This window comes from Streptomyces sp. NPDC041814, assembly GCF_055590565.1.
Genome location: NZ_JBVJAM010000012.1, coordinates 165,023 through 180,256, shown reverse-complemented (window position 1 = coordinate 180,256; position 15,234 = coordinate 165,023). Strand labels below are relative to the sequence as shown.

15 protein-coding genes are annotated in these 15,234 nt (G+C 72.6%); 8 read left to right on the top strand and 7 right to left on the bottom strand.

Annotation, left to right across the window (positions count from 1 at the left end; all coding sequences use genetic code 11):
- Nucleotides 1–215 precede the first annotated feature (215 nt).
- Both ACZ6C6_RS27910 and ACZ6C6_RS27905 read left to right on the top strand, forming a co-directional pair.
- Nucleotides 216–1,427 carry a sensor histidine kinase gene (locus tag ACZ6C6_RS27910; RefSeq protein WP_469206457.1) on the top strand — a complete coding sequence of 404 codons (1,212 nt, stop codon included), beginning with the start codon at nucleotides 216–218 and terminating at the stop codon, nucleotides 1,425–1,427.
- Complete coding sequence (locus ACZ6C6_RS27905) at nucleotides 1,415–2,086, top strand: response regulator transcription factor (protein WP_469206455.1); 672 nt, start codon at nucleotides 1,415–1,417, stop codon at nucleotides 2,084–2,086. The genes ACZ6C6_RS27910 and ACZ6C6_RS27905 overlap by 13 nt, the downstream gene beginning before the upstream one ends.
- A gap of 118 nt (nucleotides 2,087–2,204) precedes the next feature.
- On the opposite strand, the gene ACZ6C6_RS27900 is transcribed toward ACZ6C6_RS27905, so the two are convergent.
- Nucleotides 2,205–2,633: a hypothetical protein gene (locus ACZ6C6_RS27900; RefSeq protein ID WP_469206453.1), complete on the bottom strand. Its 429-nt coding sequence runs from the start codon at nucleotides 2,631–2,633 to the stop codon at nucleotides 2,205–2,207.
- Between the two features lie 26 nt (nucleotides 2,634–2,659).
- Nucleotides 2,660–2,884 (bottom strand): hypothetical protein, encoded by a 225-nt coding sequence (locus ACZ6C6_RS27895; protein ID WP_469206451.1) that lies wholly within the window; start codon nucleotides 2,882–2,884, stop codon nucleotides 2,660–2,662.
- 224 nt (nucleotides 2,885–3,108) lie between these two features.
- Between ACZ6C6_RS27895 and ACZ6C6_RS27890 the strand changes: the two genes are divergently transcribed.
- Together ACZ6C6_RS27890 and ACZ6C6_RS27885 are read left to right on the top strand one after the other, a co-directional pair.
- On the top strand, nucleotides 3,109–4,431 hold the full coding sequence (locus ACZ6C6_RS27890) for an MFS transporter (RefSeq protein ID WP_469206449.1): 1,323 nt from the start codon (nucleotides 3,109–3,111) through the stop codon (nucleotides 4,429–4,431).
- A gap of 5 nt (nucleotides 4,432–4,436) precedes the next feature.
- Complete coding sequence (locus tag ACZ6C6_RS27885) at nucleotides 4,437–5,207, top strand: thioesterase II family protein (RefSeq protein WP_469206447.1); 771 nt, start codon at nucleotides 4,437–4,439, stop codon at nucleotides 5,205–5,207.
- On the opposite strand, the gene ACZ6C6_RS27880 is transcribed toward ACZ6C6_RS27885, so the two are convergent.
- From ACZ6C6_RS27880 to ACZ6C6_RS27870, 3 genes are all read right to left on the bottom strand, one after another.
- Nucleotides 5,176–5,709 (bottom strand): hypothetical protein, encoded by a 534-nt coding sequence (locus ACZ6C6_RS27880; RefSeq protein WP_469206445.1) that lies wholly within the window; start codon nucleotides 5,707–5,709, stop codon nucleotides 5,176–5,178. The genes ACZ6C6_RS27885 and ACZ6C6_RS27880 overlap by 32 nt on opposite strands.
- Before the next feature lie 172 nt (nucleotides 5,710–5,881).
- Entirely contained in the window at nucleotides 5,882–7,228 is a 1,347-nt protein-coding gene (locus tag ACZ6C6_RS27875; protein ID WP_469206443.1) for an aminotransferase-like domain-containing protein, read from the bottom strand.
- A 13-nt stretch (nucleotides 7,229–7,241) separates the two neighbouring features.
- Entirely contained in the window at nucleotides 7,242–8,534 is a 1,293-nt protein-coding gene (locus ACZ6C6_RS27870; protein ID WP_469206442.1) for an MFS transporter, read from the bottom strand.
- Nucleotides 8,535–8,737: 203 nt separating this feature from the next.
- Between ACZ6C6_RS27870 and ACZ6C6_RS27865 the strand changes: the two genes are divergently transcribed.
- Genes ACZ6C6_RS27865 through ACZ6C6_RS27850 form a run of 4 tightly spaced genes read left to right on the top strand, consistent with a single transcriptional unit; the run spans nucleotide 8,738 to nucleotide 13,117 of the window.
- Entirely contained in the window at nucleotides 8,738–10,087 is a 1,350-nt protein-coding gene (locus ACZ6C6_RS27865; RefSeq protein ID WP_469206440.1) for a condensation domain-containing protein, read from the top strand.
- Nucleotides 10,084–10,347, top strand: a complete 264-nt coding sequence (locus tag ACZ6C6_RS27860; RefSeq protein WP_469206438.1) for an acyl carrier protein — start codon at nucleotides 10,084–10,086, stop codon at nucleotides 10,345–10,347. The genes ACZ6C6_RS27865 and ACZ6C6_RS27860 overlap by 4 nt, the downstream gene beginning before the upstream one ends.
- A 48-nt stretch (nucleotides 10,348–10,395) precedes the next feature.
- A complete protein-coding gene (locus tag ACZ6C6_RS27855; RefSeq protein WP_469206437.1) occupies nucleotides 10,396–11,820 on the top strand; it encodes an AMP-binding protein in 1,425 nt (474 codons plus the stop codon).
- Nucleotides 11,801–13,117, top strand: coding sequence for an ATP-grasp domain-containing protein (locus tag ACZ6C6_RS27850; RefSeq protein WP_469206435.1), 1,317 nt, complete (start codon nucleotides 11,801–11,803; stop codon nucleotides 13,115–13,117). Before ACZ6C6_RS27855 ends, ACZ6C6_RS27850 begins: the two co-directional genes overlap by 20 nt.
- 47 nt (nucleotides 13,118–13,164) lie before the next feature.
- On the opposite strand, the gene ACZ6C6_RS27845 is transcribed toward ACZ6C6_RS27850, so the two are convergent.
- Both ACZ6C6_RS27845 and ACZ6C6_RS27840 read right to left on the bottom strand, forming a co-directional pair.
- Nucleotides 13,165–13,593, bottom strand: coding sequence for an SgcJ/EcaC family oxidoreductase (locus tag ACZ6C6_RS27845; protein WP_469206432.1), 429 nt, complete (start codon nucleotides 13,591–13,593; stop codon nucleotides 13,165–13,167).
- A 191-nt stretch (nucleotides 13,594–13,784) separates the two neighbouring features.
- The gene (locus ACZ6C6_RS27840) at nucleotides 13,785–15,230 is read right to left on the bottom strand and encodes a GMC family oxidoreductase (protein ID WP_469206430.1); all 1,446 of its coding nucleotides are present in this window, start codon (nucleotides 15,228–15,230) and stop codon (nucleotides 13,785–13,787) included.
- Nucleotides 15,231–15,234 lie beyond the last annotated feature (4 nt).

Genomic DNA, 15,234 nt, shown 5'->3' with positions numbered 1-15,234 from the left:
TTCCGGGTCGCGGCCGCCGACCGAGTCGTTCCGTGCCTCGCCTCGTCCTTCCCCGGGAAATCGGAGGAAGGATCTTGCATCTGTGGCGACTGTAGGTCCGCGACCAGGGGCGACACGATGGAGCACTCACCCATGTACGGGTTCAGCCAGCACCACCCGGCTCTGGGCAGATGAGCCCACCGACCGGGACCCCTGCGGCCAACTACGGTGATTTCATGGCGTACCTCTCCTCCCAGCTCCAGCGGTCCTGGCAGGCGTCCTGCCACCTCTTCTTCGGCCTGCCGGTGGCCATGACCGCGTTCCTGGGCTGCTTCGCGGTCCCCACCGGGGTGTTCTTCACGCTGTTCCTCATCGGCGCGCCGGCCTGGCCGGAGATCGTGCGCATCCTGCGCCGGTTCGCCGGATACGAACGGGTGCGCGCGGGCGGCTGGCTCGGCAAGCCGATTCCGGAGCTCTATCTGCCGTTGGACGGCTCACCCAGCGACCGGGTGCGCCTGGCGCTCACCGACCCCGGCACGTGGCGGGACGCGCTCTGGCTGCCGTACGCGACCCTCAGCATCCTCGGCTTCAGCGCGGTCGTGCTGGTGCTGTGGCCGGTGGCGCTGCTCGTCGACGGCACGGCGGCCGCGTTCCGCCGTACGGGTGAACGCCGGGACACCTCGGCCTTCGAGGAGGCTCCCGAGCCGCCGCGCGCCCTGCTGCTGCCGGTGTTCGAGCATCTGGCGGACGCCCAGGCCCGGTGGACGGCCGCGCTGCTGAAGCCGTCGCCATCGGCGAAACTCGGCCAACGTGTGGCGGAGCTCTCCGAGTCCCGCGCCGGGGCCATGGAGTCGCACAGCGCCGAGCTCCGCCGCATCGAACGGGACCTGCACGACGGGGTGCAGGCCCAGCTCGTGGCGCTGTCCATGCGGGTGGGGCTGGCGCGCCAGCGGGTCAAGAGCGACCCGGACACCGCGACGCGGTGGCTGGACGAGGCCCAGGAGGAGATCGACGCCACGCTGGCGGCGCTGCGGGGCATCGTCCGTACGGTGCATCCCCCGGTTCTCACCGACCGCGGCCTGGCCGGGGCGGTGCGCACGCTCGCGGTCTCCGCGGACATCCCGGTGGAGATGAATCTGGCGGCCGTGGAGATCGGTCACCGGCTGCCTGCGGCCGTGGAGGCCGCTGTCTATTTCGTGATCGCGGAGTGTCTGACGAACATCCGCAAGCACAGTGGGGCGACCCATGCCTCAGTACGCTTCACCAGGGCCGACGGGACACTTCAGGTCGTCGTCACCGACAACGGGCGCGGCGGCGCCGAGGAACACGGAGGAAGCGGGCTGCTCGGCATACGCCGCCGGGTCGCGGCGCTCGACGGCACGACCGAGATCACCAGCCCTCCCGGGGGGCCGACGAGGATGAAGGTGGAGCTGCCATGCGGATCTTGATCGCGGAGGACAACGCACTGCTCCGGGAGGGGATGACGCTGCTGCTGACGCACAACGACCACGAGGTGGTGGCGACGTGTGTGTCGGGGCCGGAGATCATGCCGATGCTGCGCCGCACCCGGCCGGACGCGGCGGTCCTGGACGTGCGGCTGCCGCCGAGCTTCCGCGACGAGGGCCTGCGCGCGGCGGTCGCGGCCCGGCAGGAATTCCCGGACCTGCCCATTCTCGTGCTCTCGCAGTACGTCGAACAGGCTTACGCGGCGGAGCTGCTGGCCCTCGGCGCGCGCGGGATCGGCTATCTCCTCAAGGACCGGGTGGGCCGGGTCGAGCAGTTCCTGGAGGCCCTGGAGCGCATCACCGAGGGCGGCACGGCGCTGGACCCCGAGGTGGTCAACGAGATCATCCAGCAACGGGCGTCGACGCGGTCGCTGGACGGGCTGACGGCCCGTGAGCAGGAGGTGCTGGAGCTGATGGCCCAGGGGCTGGCCAACGCGGCGATCGCCGAGAAGCTGTTCGTCACGGAGCGGGCCGTCAGCAAACACATCCGGGGGATCTTCGACAAGCTGAACCTCCCGGCGGAGGGCACCAGCGTCCACCGCCGCGTCCTGGCGGTCCTCGCGTACCTGGGCAACGACATCACCGGCGAGGCGTCGCGCTAGGCGGAACGAAAGGGCGCCCGGGACGAATGTCCCGGGCGCCCTTGGGGGGAAGTACGGACTCCGCGACGCGGGGGACGTCTCGCGGGGTGCCGGACTTCCCGGCTCTGCGGTGGTGGTCTCAGCCGAAGTCACCGATGTCGGTGCACGTCTTGCGCAGCGACTTCAGCCGCCCGTTCTGCTCCGACACGTACTCCGAGACCGACCCGGCCTTCAGGTCCTCGTCCGCGGCGGCCCGCAGTTCCTTCGCGGCCTTCTCCGCGGCGTCGCGCAGTTTGTCGTCGGACGCCTTCTCGGCGATCTTGTCGATCTTGTCGGCCCGGTCCCGTACGTCCTTGCGGGCCTCGTCCGCACTCGACGGGTTCGGGTCGAAGAGCGCGACGTCGAGGATGTCGAGGCACAGGTCGCCCCGATCCAGCGCGTCCTGCGCGGAATCGCAGGCGGTCAGTCCGAGTGCGGCCGGCACGGCGATGATCCCGCCGGCCAGCAGCCCGGTCCACCTCCGGTGCCGTACCGATAAGCGCGTCCGCATGCCCAGTGACGACTTCATACAGCTTTCTCTCCCTGAGTGCTTTGTCAGCTCGCGGACCGGCGCCAGCGGATGACCGCCCAGATCACCGCGATCGCGTCGAGGGCGAAGCCCGCGCTCATCACGGCGGTGTAGGCCCCGTCGTCCACGGCGTGCGAGACCACGGACGTGAGCATGGCGCCGACGAAGAACACCAGCAGCGGCGGCACGTACCACGCTCCCCTGGCCTTCCTGGAGGCGCGGTCCTCGTCGTAGTCGGTCGAACGTGCCATGAGAACTCCTACTTCGCTCCGTGCTCGTCACGCGGTCCCCCGCGCCGTCCCCTCCATGCTGCCCGGCCGGGGGGTCCGGGTCAGTACACCGCGCACCCGAACCGGGGTGAAGCCTGCACCACCATCTGGGGTTCTGTGCCGGCCGGAGGCCCGTGCAGCCCGCCTCACCAGTGCGTTTGCGGCCAGGTTTAAAGCCCTGTCCGGCCGCTGAGGGGGGTGCCAGCATGCACCTGGCCGCCCGGGGCACGCACACAGGAAGGACAGCGACGCTGGACACCTCTCAGGCACCCACGCCGCTCTTCCGCAACAGAAACTACAACCTGCTGTGGTCGAGCCAGGTCCTTTCCGAACTCGGCGCGCAGATATCGGTGTTCGCCGTCCCGCTGCTGGTGCTCGCGCTGACCGGCTCCGCCGTCCAGGCGGGCGCGGCCGGTGCCGTGAGCGCCGTGACCCGGCTCGTCGTCCTCGTCCCGGCCGGGGCGCTGACGGACCGCTGGGACCGCCGGCGGATCATGCTGTGGTGCGAGCTGGCCCGGCTCCCGGCCATCATCGCGCTGGCGGTGGCCCTGCTGCACGAATCGGCCGGGTTCGGCCTGGTGCTCCTGGTCGCCGTGACCGACGGGGCGGCCGCCGCGCTGTTCGCCCCGGCCGAGGAGGCGGTGCTCCCCCAGGTCGTGCCGAAGAGCCAGCTGTCGACGGCGGTGGCGGTCACCGCCGCGCGCAGTTACGTGGCCACGCTGGCCGGTCCCGGCATCGGCGGCGTCCTGTTCAGCGCCCACTGCGCGCTTCCGTTCCTGGCGAACGCGCTGACGTACGGGCTGTCGGGCCTGCTCATCCTGTGCACGCGCATCAAGGCGCACCGTCCGCCGCCCGGCCGGCGCTCGCTGGTCCATGAGGTCGGGGAGGGCGTCCGCTGGATCGCCCGCAATCCGGTCATCCGGGCGAGCCTGCTGGTCGCGGTCATGGCGAGCATCTGCTTCAACGCCCTGTACCTGATCGTGCTGGCCGCCGCCGACCGGGCGGGGGTGCCCACCGGGCAGATCGGCCTCATCGGCGTGCTGACCGGGGCGGGCGGGCTCGCCGGGGCGCTGCTCGCCCCCCGCTTCCAACGGCTGGTGACGCCGAGGACCGCGATCCTGGTGCTGGCCTGGGCGAGTGCCGCCCTCACCCCGCTGCTGACCATGAAGGCCGACGCCCTGCTGTTCGGCGCGGTGCTCGGCACGGTCTCGTTCCTCGCGCCGACCGTGCAAACGGCCGTGGTGACCTACCAGATGGCGTCGACGCCGGACCGGCTGCGCGGGCGCGTCAGTGCCGCGCTCGGGCTGACCGGTGGCGTGGCGGGCGCGGCGGGGCCGCTGATGGGCGGCGTGCTGGTCGACACCATCGGCTGGCGCGGGGCCGTTCTCGGCTGCTCCGCCGTGCTGGTGCTGGCCGGTGCCGGGGCGGCGCTCAGTCCCGCTCTGCGCGCTTTCACCGGGGTGACGGGTGAACCGCCGGCCGAGCCCGCGCTCACGTCCGCTCCCGCCACCGACCCCTTGGAAAGGTGACAGGCATGTCCCTGCACGAGTCCCGTTCGCGCGCCCCCCGGTGGGCGGTCGCCAGGCCCGCCCGCCCGCATGCGGCGGTCCGGCTCTTCTGCTTCCCGTACGCGGGCGGCGGTTCCAGCATCTTCCGCGGCTGGCACAGCCGTCTGGACGAGCGGATCGAGGTGTGCCCGGTGCTGCTGCCGGGCCGTGAGGAGCGCTACAGCGAGGCGGCGTTCACCCGGGCGGACGCCCTGGTGCCGGCGCTGGCCGAACATCTGGCGCCCCGCTTCGACCTCCCGTTCGCGTTCTTCGGGCACAGCATGGGCGGGCAGATCGCGTTCGCCCTCGCCCGCCATCTGGCCGAGTCGGGCGCGCCGACGCCGGGCCGGCTCTTCCTGTCGGGGTGTGCCCCGCAGCCGAGCCGGGTGCTGCGGCACGAGCTCTCCGACGACGAACTGGTCTCGGAAATACGGGAGATGAACGGGGCACCGCCCGAGGTGCTGGACGACAAGGAGGTGTTGCAGCTCCTCCTGCCCATGATCCGGGCCGACTTCGCCCTGGCCGAGGACTCCGTGCCCGCCGACGACGCCCGGGTGCCGGTGCCGGTCACCGCGTTCGCCGGTACGGCCGATCCCGAGGCCGGGCACGACCAGGTGCGGCTGTGGGCGCGGCACACCACGGGGTCCTTCGAGTCGTTCGAGCTGGAGGGCGACCACTTCTTCCTGCACCAGCCGGACGCGCTGCTCGCTCTGGCCGGGCCGAGGCTCACGTCCCAGGCTCTCCGCCCACCCGTCTGAGGCACTGCCGGATCCGATCGGGGTCCCCCCCGGCCACCAGGTCCACCACGCGCCCCCCGCGCAGGAGGAGCACGGCGTCCGCGGCGGCGGCGCCCGTCACGTCCTCGGTGGTCACCACGGCGGCGACGGCCCGGCCGTCGTCCACGGCCGCACGCATCAGCGCGCAGGACGCCGGGCCGGCGCCGTCCACGAGGAGGAGCCGGGGCGGCCCGGCGAGTGCCCGCTCATTCAGTTCACCGCCGCAAAGCAGCGCATCGTGGGCTTCGGGGGCACGCCACAGGAATCCGGTGGTCAGCCGAACCTGCCCGGCGATACATCGCAACAGGGTTTTCCCGTCCGATTCCCGGGGCCCCATCACTGCCAGGAATATGCCTTTCCGCACCACCAGATTCACATCGCAAATCACTGACGGGGAATCGATGGTCTTTTCGCTGACCGCACCCTCAAGGACAACAATCTCGTCGCCGTCCTGGTTCGGCTCTTCCCCGAAGTCGCGCCCCATGCTCGCACCTCAGCGTGTATCGACGTGTGCCCCCCTGCAGCGAGAAGCGCAGAATGCCGGAACGGCATTCGGCGCACTTAACGTATAGCCCTCAGATGCTTATCAACAGGAGGTCCGCAGGAAAGTTGCGGGTACAGCCAACCCCCCATCCGGCGTGGCCTCAGCTGTACCTCTAGGCGGCGCGTCCCAGGCAATCGCTTGCCTGGAACTGCTTCCGCTCGGCGATCAGTGCCGCCAGTCGGTCCAGGCCCGTCTCGATGCGGTCCGGTTCCAGGACGCTGAAGGAAAGGCGCAGTTGGTGGTGTCCGCCGCCGCCTCCGTAGAAGTGGTGCATGGGGGTCCACAGGACTCCGAAGGCGCGGGCGGAGTGTTCAAGGGTCGCCTCGTCGGCGGTGAAGGGGACCGTGAGGACGGTGAACATTCCGCCGCGTGGGGTGGTCCAGGTGACGGTGGGGTCGTCGCCGAAGCGTTTGTCCAGGCCGTCGAGTACGGCGGTGAGGTTGCGCCGGTAGACGGCCCTTTCGCGTTCCGTGGCCCGGACGAGGCTGCAGCCGTGCTCCAGGAGGTAGCCGCCGATGACGGCCTGGGAGACCGTGGAGGTGTTCAGGGTGAGCATGCTCTTGAGCTTGGCCAGTTCGTCGGCGAGGAGGGTGCCGTCGGTCATCGGCTGGTCGGCGACGACGTAGCCGACCCGGCTGCCCGCGAAAGCCGTCTTGGCGAAGGAGCCGAAGTGGAGGACGCGCCGCGTCCGGTCGAGCGACTTGAGGGTGGGCCGCCGGTTCCCGTCCGCCCCGAAGAACGCGTACGGGTTGTCCTCCAGGATGAGCAGATCCTCGCGGTCGGCGATGTCCAGGAGCGCGCGGCGGCGCTCCTCGGGGAGGGTCGCGCCGCTCGGGTTCGCGAAGTCCGGGACGACGTAGCAGGCGCGGGGCCGCAGCCCTCGGGCGCGCAGCAGCCGGACGCGGGTCACGAGGTCGTCCGGGTCGATGCCGTGGGCGTCTTCGCGGACGCCGTGGACGGGCATGTCGACCAGTCGGGCCGCGCCGAGGAATCCCACGTACGCGGGGAGCGCCGCGAGCACGACGTCCTCGGGGCCCCGGCGCAGGGCGCGCAGGGCGAGGACCATGGCCTCCTGGCAGCCGGTGGTGACGAGGACCGCTTCCGGGTCGACCGTGATGTGCTCGTCCTGTTCCAGCTGGCGGGCGACGAGGTGGTGGATGAACCCCTTGGTGCGGCCGTACTGGAAGAGGGTGCGGTTGATCTCGGCGGGGGTGCGGTGCTGGTCCTGCTCCAGGTGGAGCTGGAAGCGGCGGAGCCACCGAGGCAGCGACTCGGCGTCGTAGAAGGCTTCGTAGGGGCGTCCGGCGGCGAAGGAGACGGCGTCGGGGAAGCGTCCCGCGATGTCGTTGAGCGTGGTCATGGACGTCAGGACGGGGTCGCCCACCGAGGGGTGCAGGTCCGTGCGGTCCAGCGGGGGCATCGCCGTCTCCGGGCGGCGGGGCGGTGTACTCGTGGCCATGTTTCCCCCTTGTTCAGGCGTGGTGCGGTGCCGGGACGGCGGTGTCGTCCGCCTCGGCCGGCCGGGTCCGCGCCCCGAACCGGGCCAGGGCGGGGCCGGTGAGCCCGAGGAGGAGCATGATGACGCCGAGGCCGATCCAGCCGAGGCTGCCGAGGCCGAGTACGACGCCGAGCAGGAAGACCGGCGAGGCGGCGCGAACCGCCGAGGACGCGGTGCCGGACAGGCCCTGGTACTGCCCTTGGGCGTGGGCCGGCGGCAGGCCGAACTCGAAGGCGAAGGAGCCGGCGGAGTACCAGATCTCGCCGAGGGTGAGCAGCACCATGCCGGCGACGAGGGCGAGCACGGCGGCCCAGGCGGGCATCCCGGCCATGAGGCTGATGGCCGCGCAGCCGAGCAGCAGGGCGGTGCCGGAGCGGCGCAGGGCGGCGCCTCCGTCGGTGAGGGTCTGGACCCCGCCGCCGAGCCGGACCTGGAGGAGGACCACCAAGGCGGTGTTGATGAGGAAGGCGGCGGTGACACCCCAGGTGGGGGCGTCGGTGTGGGAGACGATCCAGACCGGGATCATGATTTCGAGGACGAGGACCTGGATGGTCATCGCGCCGCCGACGAGCGCGTAGAGGACGAACGCCGTGTCCCGCAGCGCGGCTCTCCGGCCGGCTCCGGCGGGCGCCTTGCCGGTGCCGGGGGCCGGGGCGGGCTGCGGCAGGGGCCGGTAGTCGGGGACCCGGAGCAGGAGGAGGAGCGCAGCCGTCTGGGCGGCGCCGAACAGGACGATGAGGACCTGGTAGGCGGTCTCGGTGCCGATCTGGATGCCGACGCCGCTGATCAGGGAGCCGAGGGCCACGCCGATGTTGGAGACCGCCCGGGACTGCGAGCGGATGGTGACGGTGTTCTCGCCGCCGACCCGGCGCAGCAGGGCGCCGACGGAGGGGAAGTAGGCGGCGAAGCTGATGTTCATGCACGCGTTGACGACCAGCAGGCTCCAGAAGCCCTGGACGGCCAGGTAGGCGAGACCGGACGCGCCGAGTCCGGCGAGCGAGCCCATGACGACCCGGCGCGGGCCGACGCGGTCGGCGAGGGTGCCGGCGGGCATGGAGGCGAGGATGGCGATCAGGCTGGACACGGTGAACGCGAGTCCGACCCGGGCCGTGGGGAGCCCCACGATCCGGGTGAAGTAGAGGACGCTGATCGGCATCATGATGCCGCCGCCGACCGTCCCCACGAACGACGAGGTGACGTAGACGCGTTGCGCGCCGGCTTCGGGTATGAGGCTCTTGGCGAAGGTCAACGGACTAAGTGCGGACATGGCCTGCCTTCTGTCGCCCGTGCGTCGGTCTTCCCTGACGGCTCTGGTGGACGGCCAACCTAGGTCCGGCCCGGCGGCCGGGCATCTTCTCGCGTGCGCGGCCCGGCACGGGCATCCGGGCCCCACGCGTACGGGCAAGCTCGGAGTTGTCCGGCTTCTCGCGGGGCGCCTAGCTTCGCCGTTCCGATGAGGAGGCGTTGCCCATGCGAGACGTCGAGGAAGCCGCCCGCTATCCGCTCTCCGCCCAGCTGGCCATGTGCTGCGCCAACGAGCGCGACGGCTTCGACCTGTCGAAGTTCATCGCCGTGACGGCGTTGCGAATCCGGGGCTCTGTGGACTCCTGCGCGCTGCGCGGAGCCCTGGACGACCTGGTGGTCCGCCACGAGTCGCTGCGTACGGTCCTGGCCTGCGGCTGCGACGGCGGGGAGGCGTACCAGTCGGTGCTGCCGCCGGCCCCGGTGCCGTTCACCGAACAGGTGCTGGTGCCCGGGCCCGGCGAGTCGCGGGAGGACGCGGCCGAGGAGCTGCTCGTCAAGCTGCACGCGGAGACGATGCCGCGTGCGCAGACCCCGCTGCTCAGGGCGGTGCTGTACCGGTTCGACGACGAGGACGCGGTGCTGACCGTCCTCTCGTCCCACCTCGCGGTCGACGCCTGGTCCGCCGGCATCCTGCGCCGCGATCTCGCGGCCTGCTACCGGGCCCGGGTGCGCGGCGGGGCGCCGGAGCTGCCGCCGGTCCGGAGTTACGGGGAGTACGCGGCCCATCAGCAGGAGGGGCTGGCCGGGGAGAAGGCCCGGGCCATCCGCGACTTCTGGAAGGCGGAGCTGGCGGGCGGTCAGATCTTCGCCCCCGCCGCCGAGGAGGTCGGGAGCGCCGACCGGGGCGGGGCTGTCTACGGGAACGCCGTGTTCGACCTCGATGAGCGGGACATGGACGCCGTCCGCACGGTGGCCCGGAGCGTGCGCGGTACGCCGTGGCACGTGCTGGTCGCGGCGGGTGTGCTGCTCGCCGGGCGGATCACCGGTGTCCCGGACGCGGCGCTGATGACCAACACGGCCGCCCGCGACGACCGTTCCTTCTACGACACCGTCGGGTTCTTCGCGGACGTGCTGCCGCTCCGGGTGGACCTGAGCAGCTGCGTCACCTACCGGGACGTGCTGCTGAGCGCTCGCCGGGCCTGCCTCGACGCGTCCCGGCATCCCCTGCCGCACCGGGAGCTGGAGCGCGACAACCCGGACTTCATGCGGCCGCGTGCGCAGCCGGAGAACATGATGTTCCTCTTCAACTACGCCCGGCCCGTCGTCGGGGACGACGACATCCAGTTCGCCGGGCGGGTCGAGCAGGTCACGATGCGGCACGAGATGCCGCTGGACCGGGGCGGGTTCTGCATCTGGGCGATGTGGGACACCCCGTCCGGCGCTCTGCGCGGCTGCTTCGAGTACGCCCCCGAGCGGCTGCGGAGCGGTACGGCCGAGCGCTGGACCGCCGACTTCGCCGCCCTGGTCTCCCACCTCGCAACCCACCCCGATCGCCCTTGGAGGGACGACACGTGACCACGACGCAGGACGACTTCGCACAGCGGGTACGGGACGAGGTCCTCGACGCCGCCCGGCAGGTTTTCGCCGGGGAGGTGGACGACACCCTCGACCCCGTGGCCGCCGGTTTCGACTCGCTGGCCGCGACGGAGATGGCCGTGGCGCTGGAGGAGCGGCTGGGCGTCGAGTGCACGCTCGCGGATGTCTTCGACATGCCGTCCCTCGGCGAGCTGGCCGGGCTGCTGGCCGGGCGGGTCGACCGGGCCGGCGGCCGGTAACCGGTGGGCGCTGGCGCGGAATGCCCGGTCGTCGCCCGAGTCCGGAGCGTGGCGGCCGGTCACCCGGGCCGCCCCGCCCTGGTGACGGATACGAGCCGGACCACCTACCGGGAGCTGTGGCGCCATGTGCTCGGCTGGCGGGACCGGTGCACGGCGCTGGGCCTGGAGCCGGGCGCCCTGGTCGCCGTGTTCGCCGGTCCCGGGGCGCGCTGGCCGGCGGCGTTCCTCGGGGCGCGGGCGGCGGGTCTGGTCCCGCTGCTCGTCGATGTGCACCAGCCGGTCGAGCGCACCGGCGCGCTGCTCGCGGCGGCCCGCCCCGCCGCCGTGCTGCGGTCCGAGACCGGGGAGGCGGAGCGGACGGGTGAGCCCGCTCCCCGGGTGCTGCCGCCGGGCGCCGGTTACGTCGTCTTCACCTCGGGCAGTACGGGCGCGCCGAAGGGGATCGTCGGGCGGGCCGCTGGGCTGCTGGCGTTCATCGACTGGGAGATCACCGCGGTGGGCGCGGGACCGGGCACCCGGGTGGCGGTGCTGACGTCGCCGTCGTTCGACGTGGTCTTCCGGGATCTGCTGCTGCCGCTGTGTGCGGGCGGCGAGGCGCACTTCGCCGGGCGGACGGTGCGCGCCGCCCCGGCCGCGGTGGTGGGCTGGCTCGCGGAACGCCGCGTGGAGGTGGTGCACGCGGTGCCGAGCCTGGCGGCGCGCTGGCTCGCCGCCGACGGGTCCGGCGGGTCCGTGGACTCGCTGCGCTGGACGCTGTTCGCGGGCGAGCCGCTGCACGGGCGGCTGGTTCGGCGGTGGCGGACGGCCGCGCCGTCGACGGAGGTCGTCAATCTGTACGGGCCCTCGGAGACCACGCTCGCCAAGTTCCACCACCGGGTGCCCCACGACTGCGGCCCCGGTCTGCTGCCCGTGGGCCGGCCGCTGGACGGCACGGTGCTCTCGCTCGAACACCCGGAGGGCATGGGGCCGGTGGGGGACGGGGTGCGGCAGATCGTCATCACCTCGCCCGACGGCTCGCTCGGCTACCTGCCGGGCACCTGCGGGCCGGACGACGCGGAACGCCTGCGCTACGCCCCCGGGTCCGGGGTCACCCGTTTCCTTACGCGGGACCGGGGCGTGCTGGACGACGACGGGAATCTGGTGGTCGTCGGGCGGCTGGACTCGCTGGTGAAGCGCCGGGGCGTGTTCGTGGACCTGGCGCGCGCCGAGGCGGCGGCGGCCGGACTCGCCGGGGTGACGGCGGCGTGCTGCGTCCAGCTCGCGAACGGCGATGTCGTCCTGGCCGTCCAGGGCTTCGGACCGGCCGCCGCCGCGGCGCTGCGCCGTCCGCTGCGCACGGCGCTCGGCGAGGGCATGCCCGACCGTGTCGCGGCCCTGCCCGTCCTGCCGCTGCTGCCGGGCGGCAAGGCGGACCGGCGGGCCGTCGCAGACCTGTTGGACCGGAAGGAGACCGATGAACGCAGGGCGTCGTGACCGTACGAGGGACCGCACCATCGTCGTATGCAAGTACCAGCCGGAGCTGCTCGCCGCGCTCCTCGACCACGAGGCACGGACCGCCGAGGTCTGCCTGGTGATCGAGCGGGCCGACGTCCTGTACGAGAGCCCCGACCCGGGGTTGCTCGGCCGGTGCCGCAAGGTGTACACCGTGTCGGGCTTCGACTCGCTGGCGGAGCTGTCCGCCGTCGCCGTGGACCTGCGGCAGACCTGTCCCCCGGTCGTCCAAGTGCACAACCAGGACGAGCGCAGCCAGTTCGGCTCGGGCTATCTGCGGCTGCTGCTGGACCCCTCGGCGCCGGGGGCGCGCCACCATGTCGCGCTGCGGGACAAGCGGCTGATGAAGGAGCTGGTCGGTGCGGCGGGCGTGCCGGTGACCCGGTTCCGTTCGCTGGCGGACCCTCAGGACGCGGACGCGGTGGCCGCCGTGGCGCGCGAGCTGTCCGCGCCGCTGATCGTGAAGCCGGTGGCGGGGTACGGGGCGAGCGCCACGGAGAAGGTGGAGTGCGGGGAGGAGCTGGGCGCGGTCGCGGCCGGGCTGAAGTTCGAGGTGGGGCAGCGGGCCGGGCAGCTGATGGTCGAGGAGTTCGTGCCGGGCGAGGAACTGGCCGTCGACGCGATCTGGTCCGGCGGCGAACCGCTCACCTTCGTCGTGCACCGCTATCTGTACCCGAGGATGCAGGTGCTGGGCGGCGCCCTGGACGGTTCGCTGGTCCTCGCGCCCGCGGAGCATCCCGAGCTGTACGCCCGTATCAAGGACATGCACAAGCGGTTCAATCCGGCGCTGGGCATCCACGACGGGCCCAGCCACCTCGAAGTCTTCGTACGGGAGGACGGCGAGCTGGTGTTCTCCGAGGTTGCCGCGCGGCCGGGAGGCGGGTGGATTCAGCTCATGATCGGCGCGTACCACGGGCGTTCCACGTCCGACCTGATCGCCGAGGCGGCGCACACGGGGTCGGTGACCCTGCCGGGCGCGCCGTGGCCGCACATCGGCGGGCTCCATATCCGGCCGGCCGCCCCGGGCGTCATCGTGTCGATGCCGGGCGACGACGAACTCGCGGCGTTCCCCGGCGCGGTGGCCTGGCACCGGAGGCGCGAGGTGGGCGACCGTGCCCGGATCTCGGGCCCGTCCGACTGGTACTTCCACCTGGTGCTCGGCGCCGACAGCGAGGAAGGGCTCTTCGAGACCTGCGAGCGGGCGGCCCGGGCGTTCACCGTGGAGACCGCGGAGGCGGCTCCCCCGGTACCCGCCAGAGCCGTTACGCGGCGCGCCTGAACAGCCGTCCGCGCCCGGACCTCCCGGTCCGGGCGCGGACGCTTGCGTCAGGCGTTGTTCAGTGGGCTGTTCTGGTACGCGGCGAGCCGCCAGCCGTCCGGCTGCTTCACGGCCAGCCAGGACGCGTGCACGGCGCGCTCGGGGGACGGCTCGGTCTCGCCCTCGACGCAGATCCCGCCGCGCGTGATGAGGACGGCGACCTCGGGCGACAGGAAGCGGACGTCGATCGGGGTGCCGACGACGCGGGTGCCCTTGTACGGGCCGGCGAAGGCGGCGCTGGTGAACGCGCGGATGGACTCGCGGCCCTTCTGGAAGACGCCGGGCAGGATCATGGTGCCCTCGTCCGTGAACACGGCGGCGAAGGCGTCGGCGTCGTAGCGCGCCCACGCCTCGACGATGCGGCGCGGCAGTCCGGCGACCTCCGCCTTGTCCTCGTCGGCTACGGGGCCGCTGATCGGGGCGGTCTGCGTGGTCATATGTGCTCCCTGGAGGCTGGGCCGTGGTGGCCGGGCAAGGTCCTCCGGCCGTCGCGCGAGCGCTGCGGAGGGGCCGGCCGTGCTGTGCGTCAACCGTCACATTCCGGGGGTGCGGGCCGCACCTTCCGGACCGACCGCGTTCGGGCCGGGCGCGGGCGGATCGAGCACGTGGCGAGAAGGCCGGGCGGTCGTCACCAGGGCCGGCCGCGCATCGCGGCGGAAAGGCGCTCGGCGATCATGACCGTAGGGGTGTGGGTGTTGGCCGACGGGGTGTCCGGCATGACCGACGCGTCGATGACCCGGAGGCCGGTGTGGCCGTGCACCCGTCCTTCGAGGTCGACCACGGACCCGGGGTCGGATGCCGGGCCCATCCGGCAGGTTCCGGTGGCGTGGAAGTAGTCGCCGACGTGGTCCGGCAGCCAGGCGTCCGCGAAGTCCTCGTCCAGCAGGGCGGTGAGCGCGCTGCCCCGGTCGTCCACCCGTACCGACTCCACCACCTCGGCGAAGGCGGAGCTCCGCAGCGCACGGACCAGGAAGCGCAGCGCCTCGTGCATGGCGCGCCGGTCGGCGGGGTCCTCCAGCATGCGCAGGTCGATCCGGGGCGGGCCGGACGGGTCGTCGGGGTCGAGCCGGACGGTGCCGTCGGAGCGCGAGGTCATCAGGGCGGCCATGAGGACACCGTGCACCTCGCCGCCCCCGCTGGAGTCGCCGTGCATCGGCAGGAGGTGGATGTCGCCGTGCCCCTCCTCCGAGGACGTGCGCAGGACGGTGCCGATGCACGGGAGGTCGGCGCGCGCCTCCCGGTGTCCGGGGCGCAGGACCAGGCCGACCGATACGGCCGGGTGGTCGCGCAGGTGGTGGCCGATGCCGGGGCGGTCGACGCCGGAGCGCAGCAGCACTGCGGGGCTCCCGATGGCACCGGCGCTGAGGACGACCTCGTCCGCGTGCAGATCCTCGCCCGCCGTCGTCCGTACGCCCACGCACCGGGTGCCGTCGAACAGCAGCCGTTCGACGGGGGTGCCGGGGCGGACGGTGAGGTTCGGCCGGTTCATCGCGGGCCGGAGCCGGTGCTCGGCGCTGGAGTGCCTGCCGTGGGCCGTGGCGTTGCGCAGGAGCACGCCGGCCCCGTCGGACGGGTCGTCAAAGGTGTCCAGGTCGCGCTTGAGGCCGAGTTCGGCGGCCGACGCCAGCAACGCGGCGTCCAGGGGTGTCAGTTCGGCTTCCGTGGAGGCCGCCAGGTGGGGCTTCAGCTGCTGGAACCAGGGCCGCACGTCCGCCCAGGACCAGCCGGGGCAGCCGAGCTCGTCGGCCCAGCGGTCGTAGTCCCGGGGCAGGCCCGGCAGGGCGAGCATCGAATTGACGGAGGACGACCCGCCGACCCCGTAGCCGCGCAGGTACCAGCCGAGCCGCCCGCCGGCCAGGTGGGTCGCCCGCTGGTCGGGCCAGAACGCCTGGTGGTGGGCGAAGATGCCGATGCCGTTGCGGGAGGCGATGGCGCGGGCAAGTCCGGGGGCGCGCCGGTCGGGTCCTCCTTCGAGGAGCAGCACCGAGCGGTCCGGGTCCTCGGAGAGCCTGCTCGCCACCACGCAGCCGGCCGATCCCGCTCCCACCACGATGACGTCCGGTCTCGGGGACATGCCA

Excerpts from the sequence above, each read along its gene's own strand:
- ACZ6C6_RS27910 (WP_469206457.1), top strand. The coding sequence starts at position 216 with ATGGCGTACCTCTCCTCCCAGCTCCAGCGGTCCTGGCAGGCGTCCTGC.
- ACZ6C6_RS27905 (WP_469206455.1), top strand. The coding sequence starts at position 1,415 with ATGCGGATCTTGATCGCGGAGGACAACGCACTGCTCCGGGAGGGGATG.
- ACZ6C6_RS27900 (WP_469206453.1), bottom strand. The coding sequence starts at position 2,633 with ATGAAGTCGTCACTGGGCATGCGGACGCGCTTATCGGTACGGCACCGG.
- ACZ6C6_RS27895 (WP_469206451.1), bottom strand. The coding sequence starts at position 2,884 with ATGGCACGTTCGACCGACTACGACGAGGACCGCGCCTCCAGGAAGGCC.
- ACZ6C6_RS27890 (WP_469206449.1), top strand. The coding sequence starts at position 3,109 with ATGCACCTGGCCGCCCGGGGCACGCACACAGGAAGGACAGCGACGCTG.
- ACZ6C6_RS27885 (WP_469206447.1), top strand. The coding sequence starts at position 4,437 with ATGTCCCTGCACGAGTCCCGTTCGCGCGCCCCCCGGTGGGCGGTCGCC.
- ACZ6C6_RS27880 (WP_469206445.1), bottom strand. The coding sequence starts at position 5,709 with ATGGGGCGCGACTTCGGGGAAGAGCCGAACCAGGACGGCGACGAGATT.
- ACZ6C6_RS27875 (WP_469206443.1), bottom strand. The coding sequence starts at position 7,228 with ATGGCCACGAGTACACCGCCCCGCCGCCCGGAGACGGCGATGCCCCCG.
- ACZ6C6_RS27870 (WP_469206442.1), bottom strand. The coding sequence starts at position 8,534 with ATGTCCGCACTTAGTCCGTTGACCTTCGCCAAGAGCCTCATACCCGAA.
- ACZ6C6_RS27865 (WP_469206440.1), top strand. The coding sequence starts at position 8,738 with ATGCGAGACGTCGAGGAAGCCGCCCGCTATCCGCTCTCCGCCCAGCTG.
- ACZ6C6_RS27850 (WP_469206435.1), top strand. The coding sequence starts at position 11,801 with ATGAACGCAGGGCGTCGTGACCGTACGAGGGACCGCACCATCGTCGTA.
- ACZ6C6_RS27845 (WP_469206432.1), bottom strand. The coding sequence starts at position 13,593 with ATGACCACGCAGACCGCCCCGATCAGCGGCCCCGTAGCCGACGAGGAC.
- ACZ6C6_RS27840 (WP_469206430.1), bottom strand. The coding sequence starts at position 15,230 with ATGTCCCCGAGACCGGACGTCATCGTGGTGGGAGCGGGATCGGCCGGC.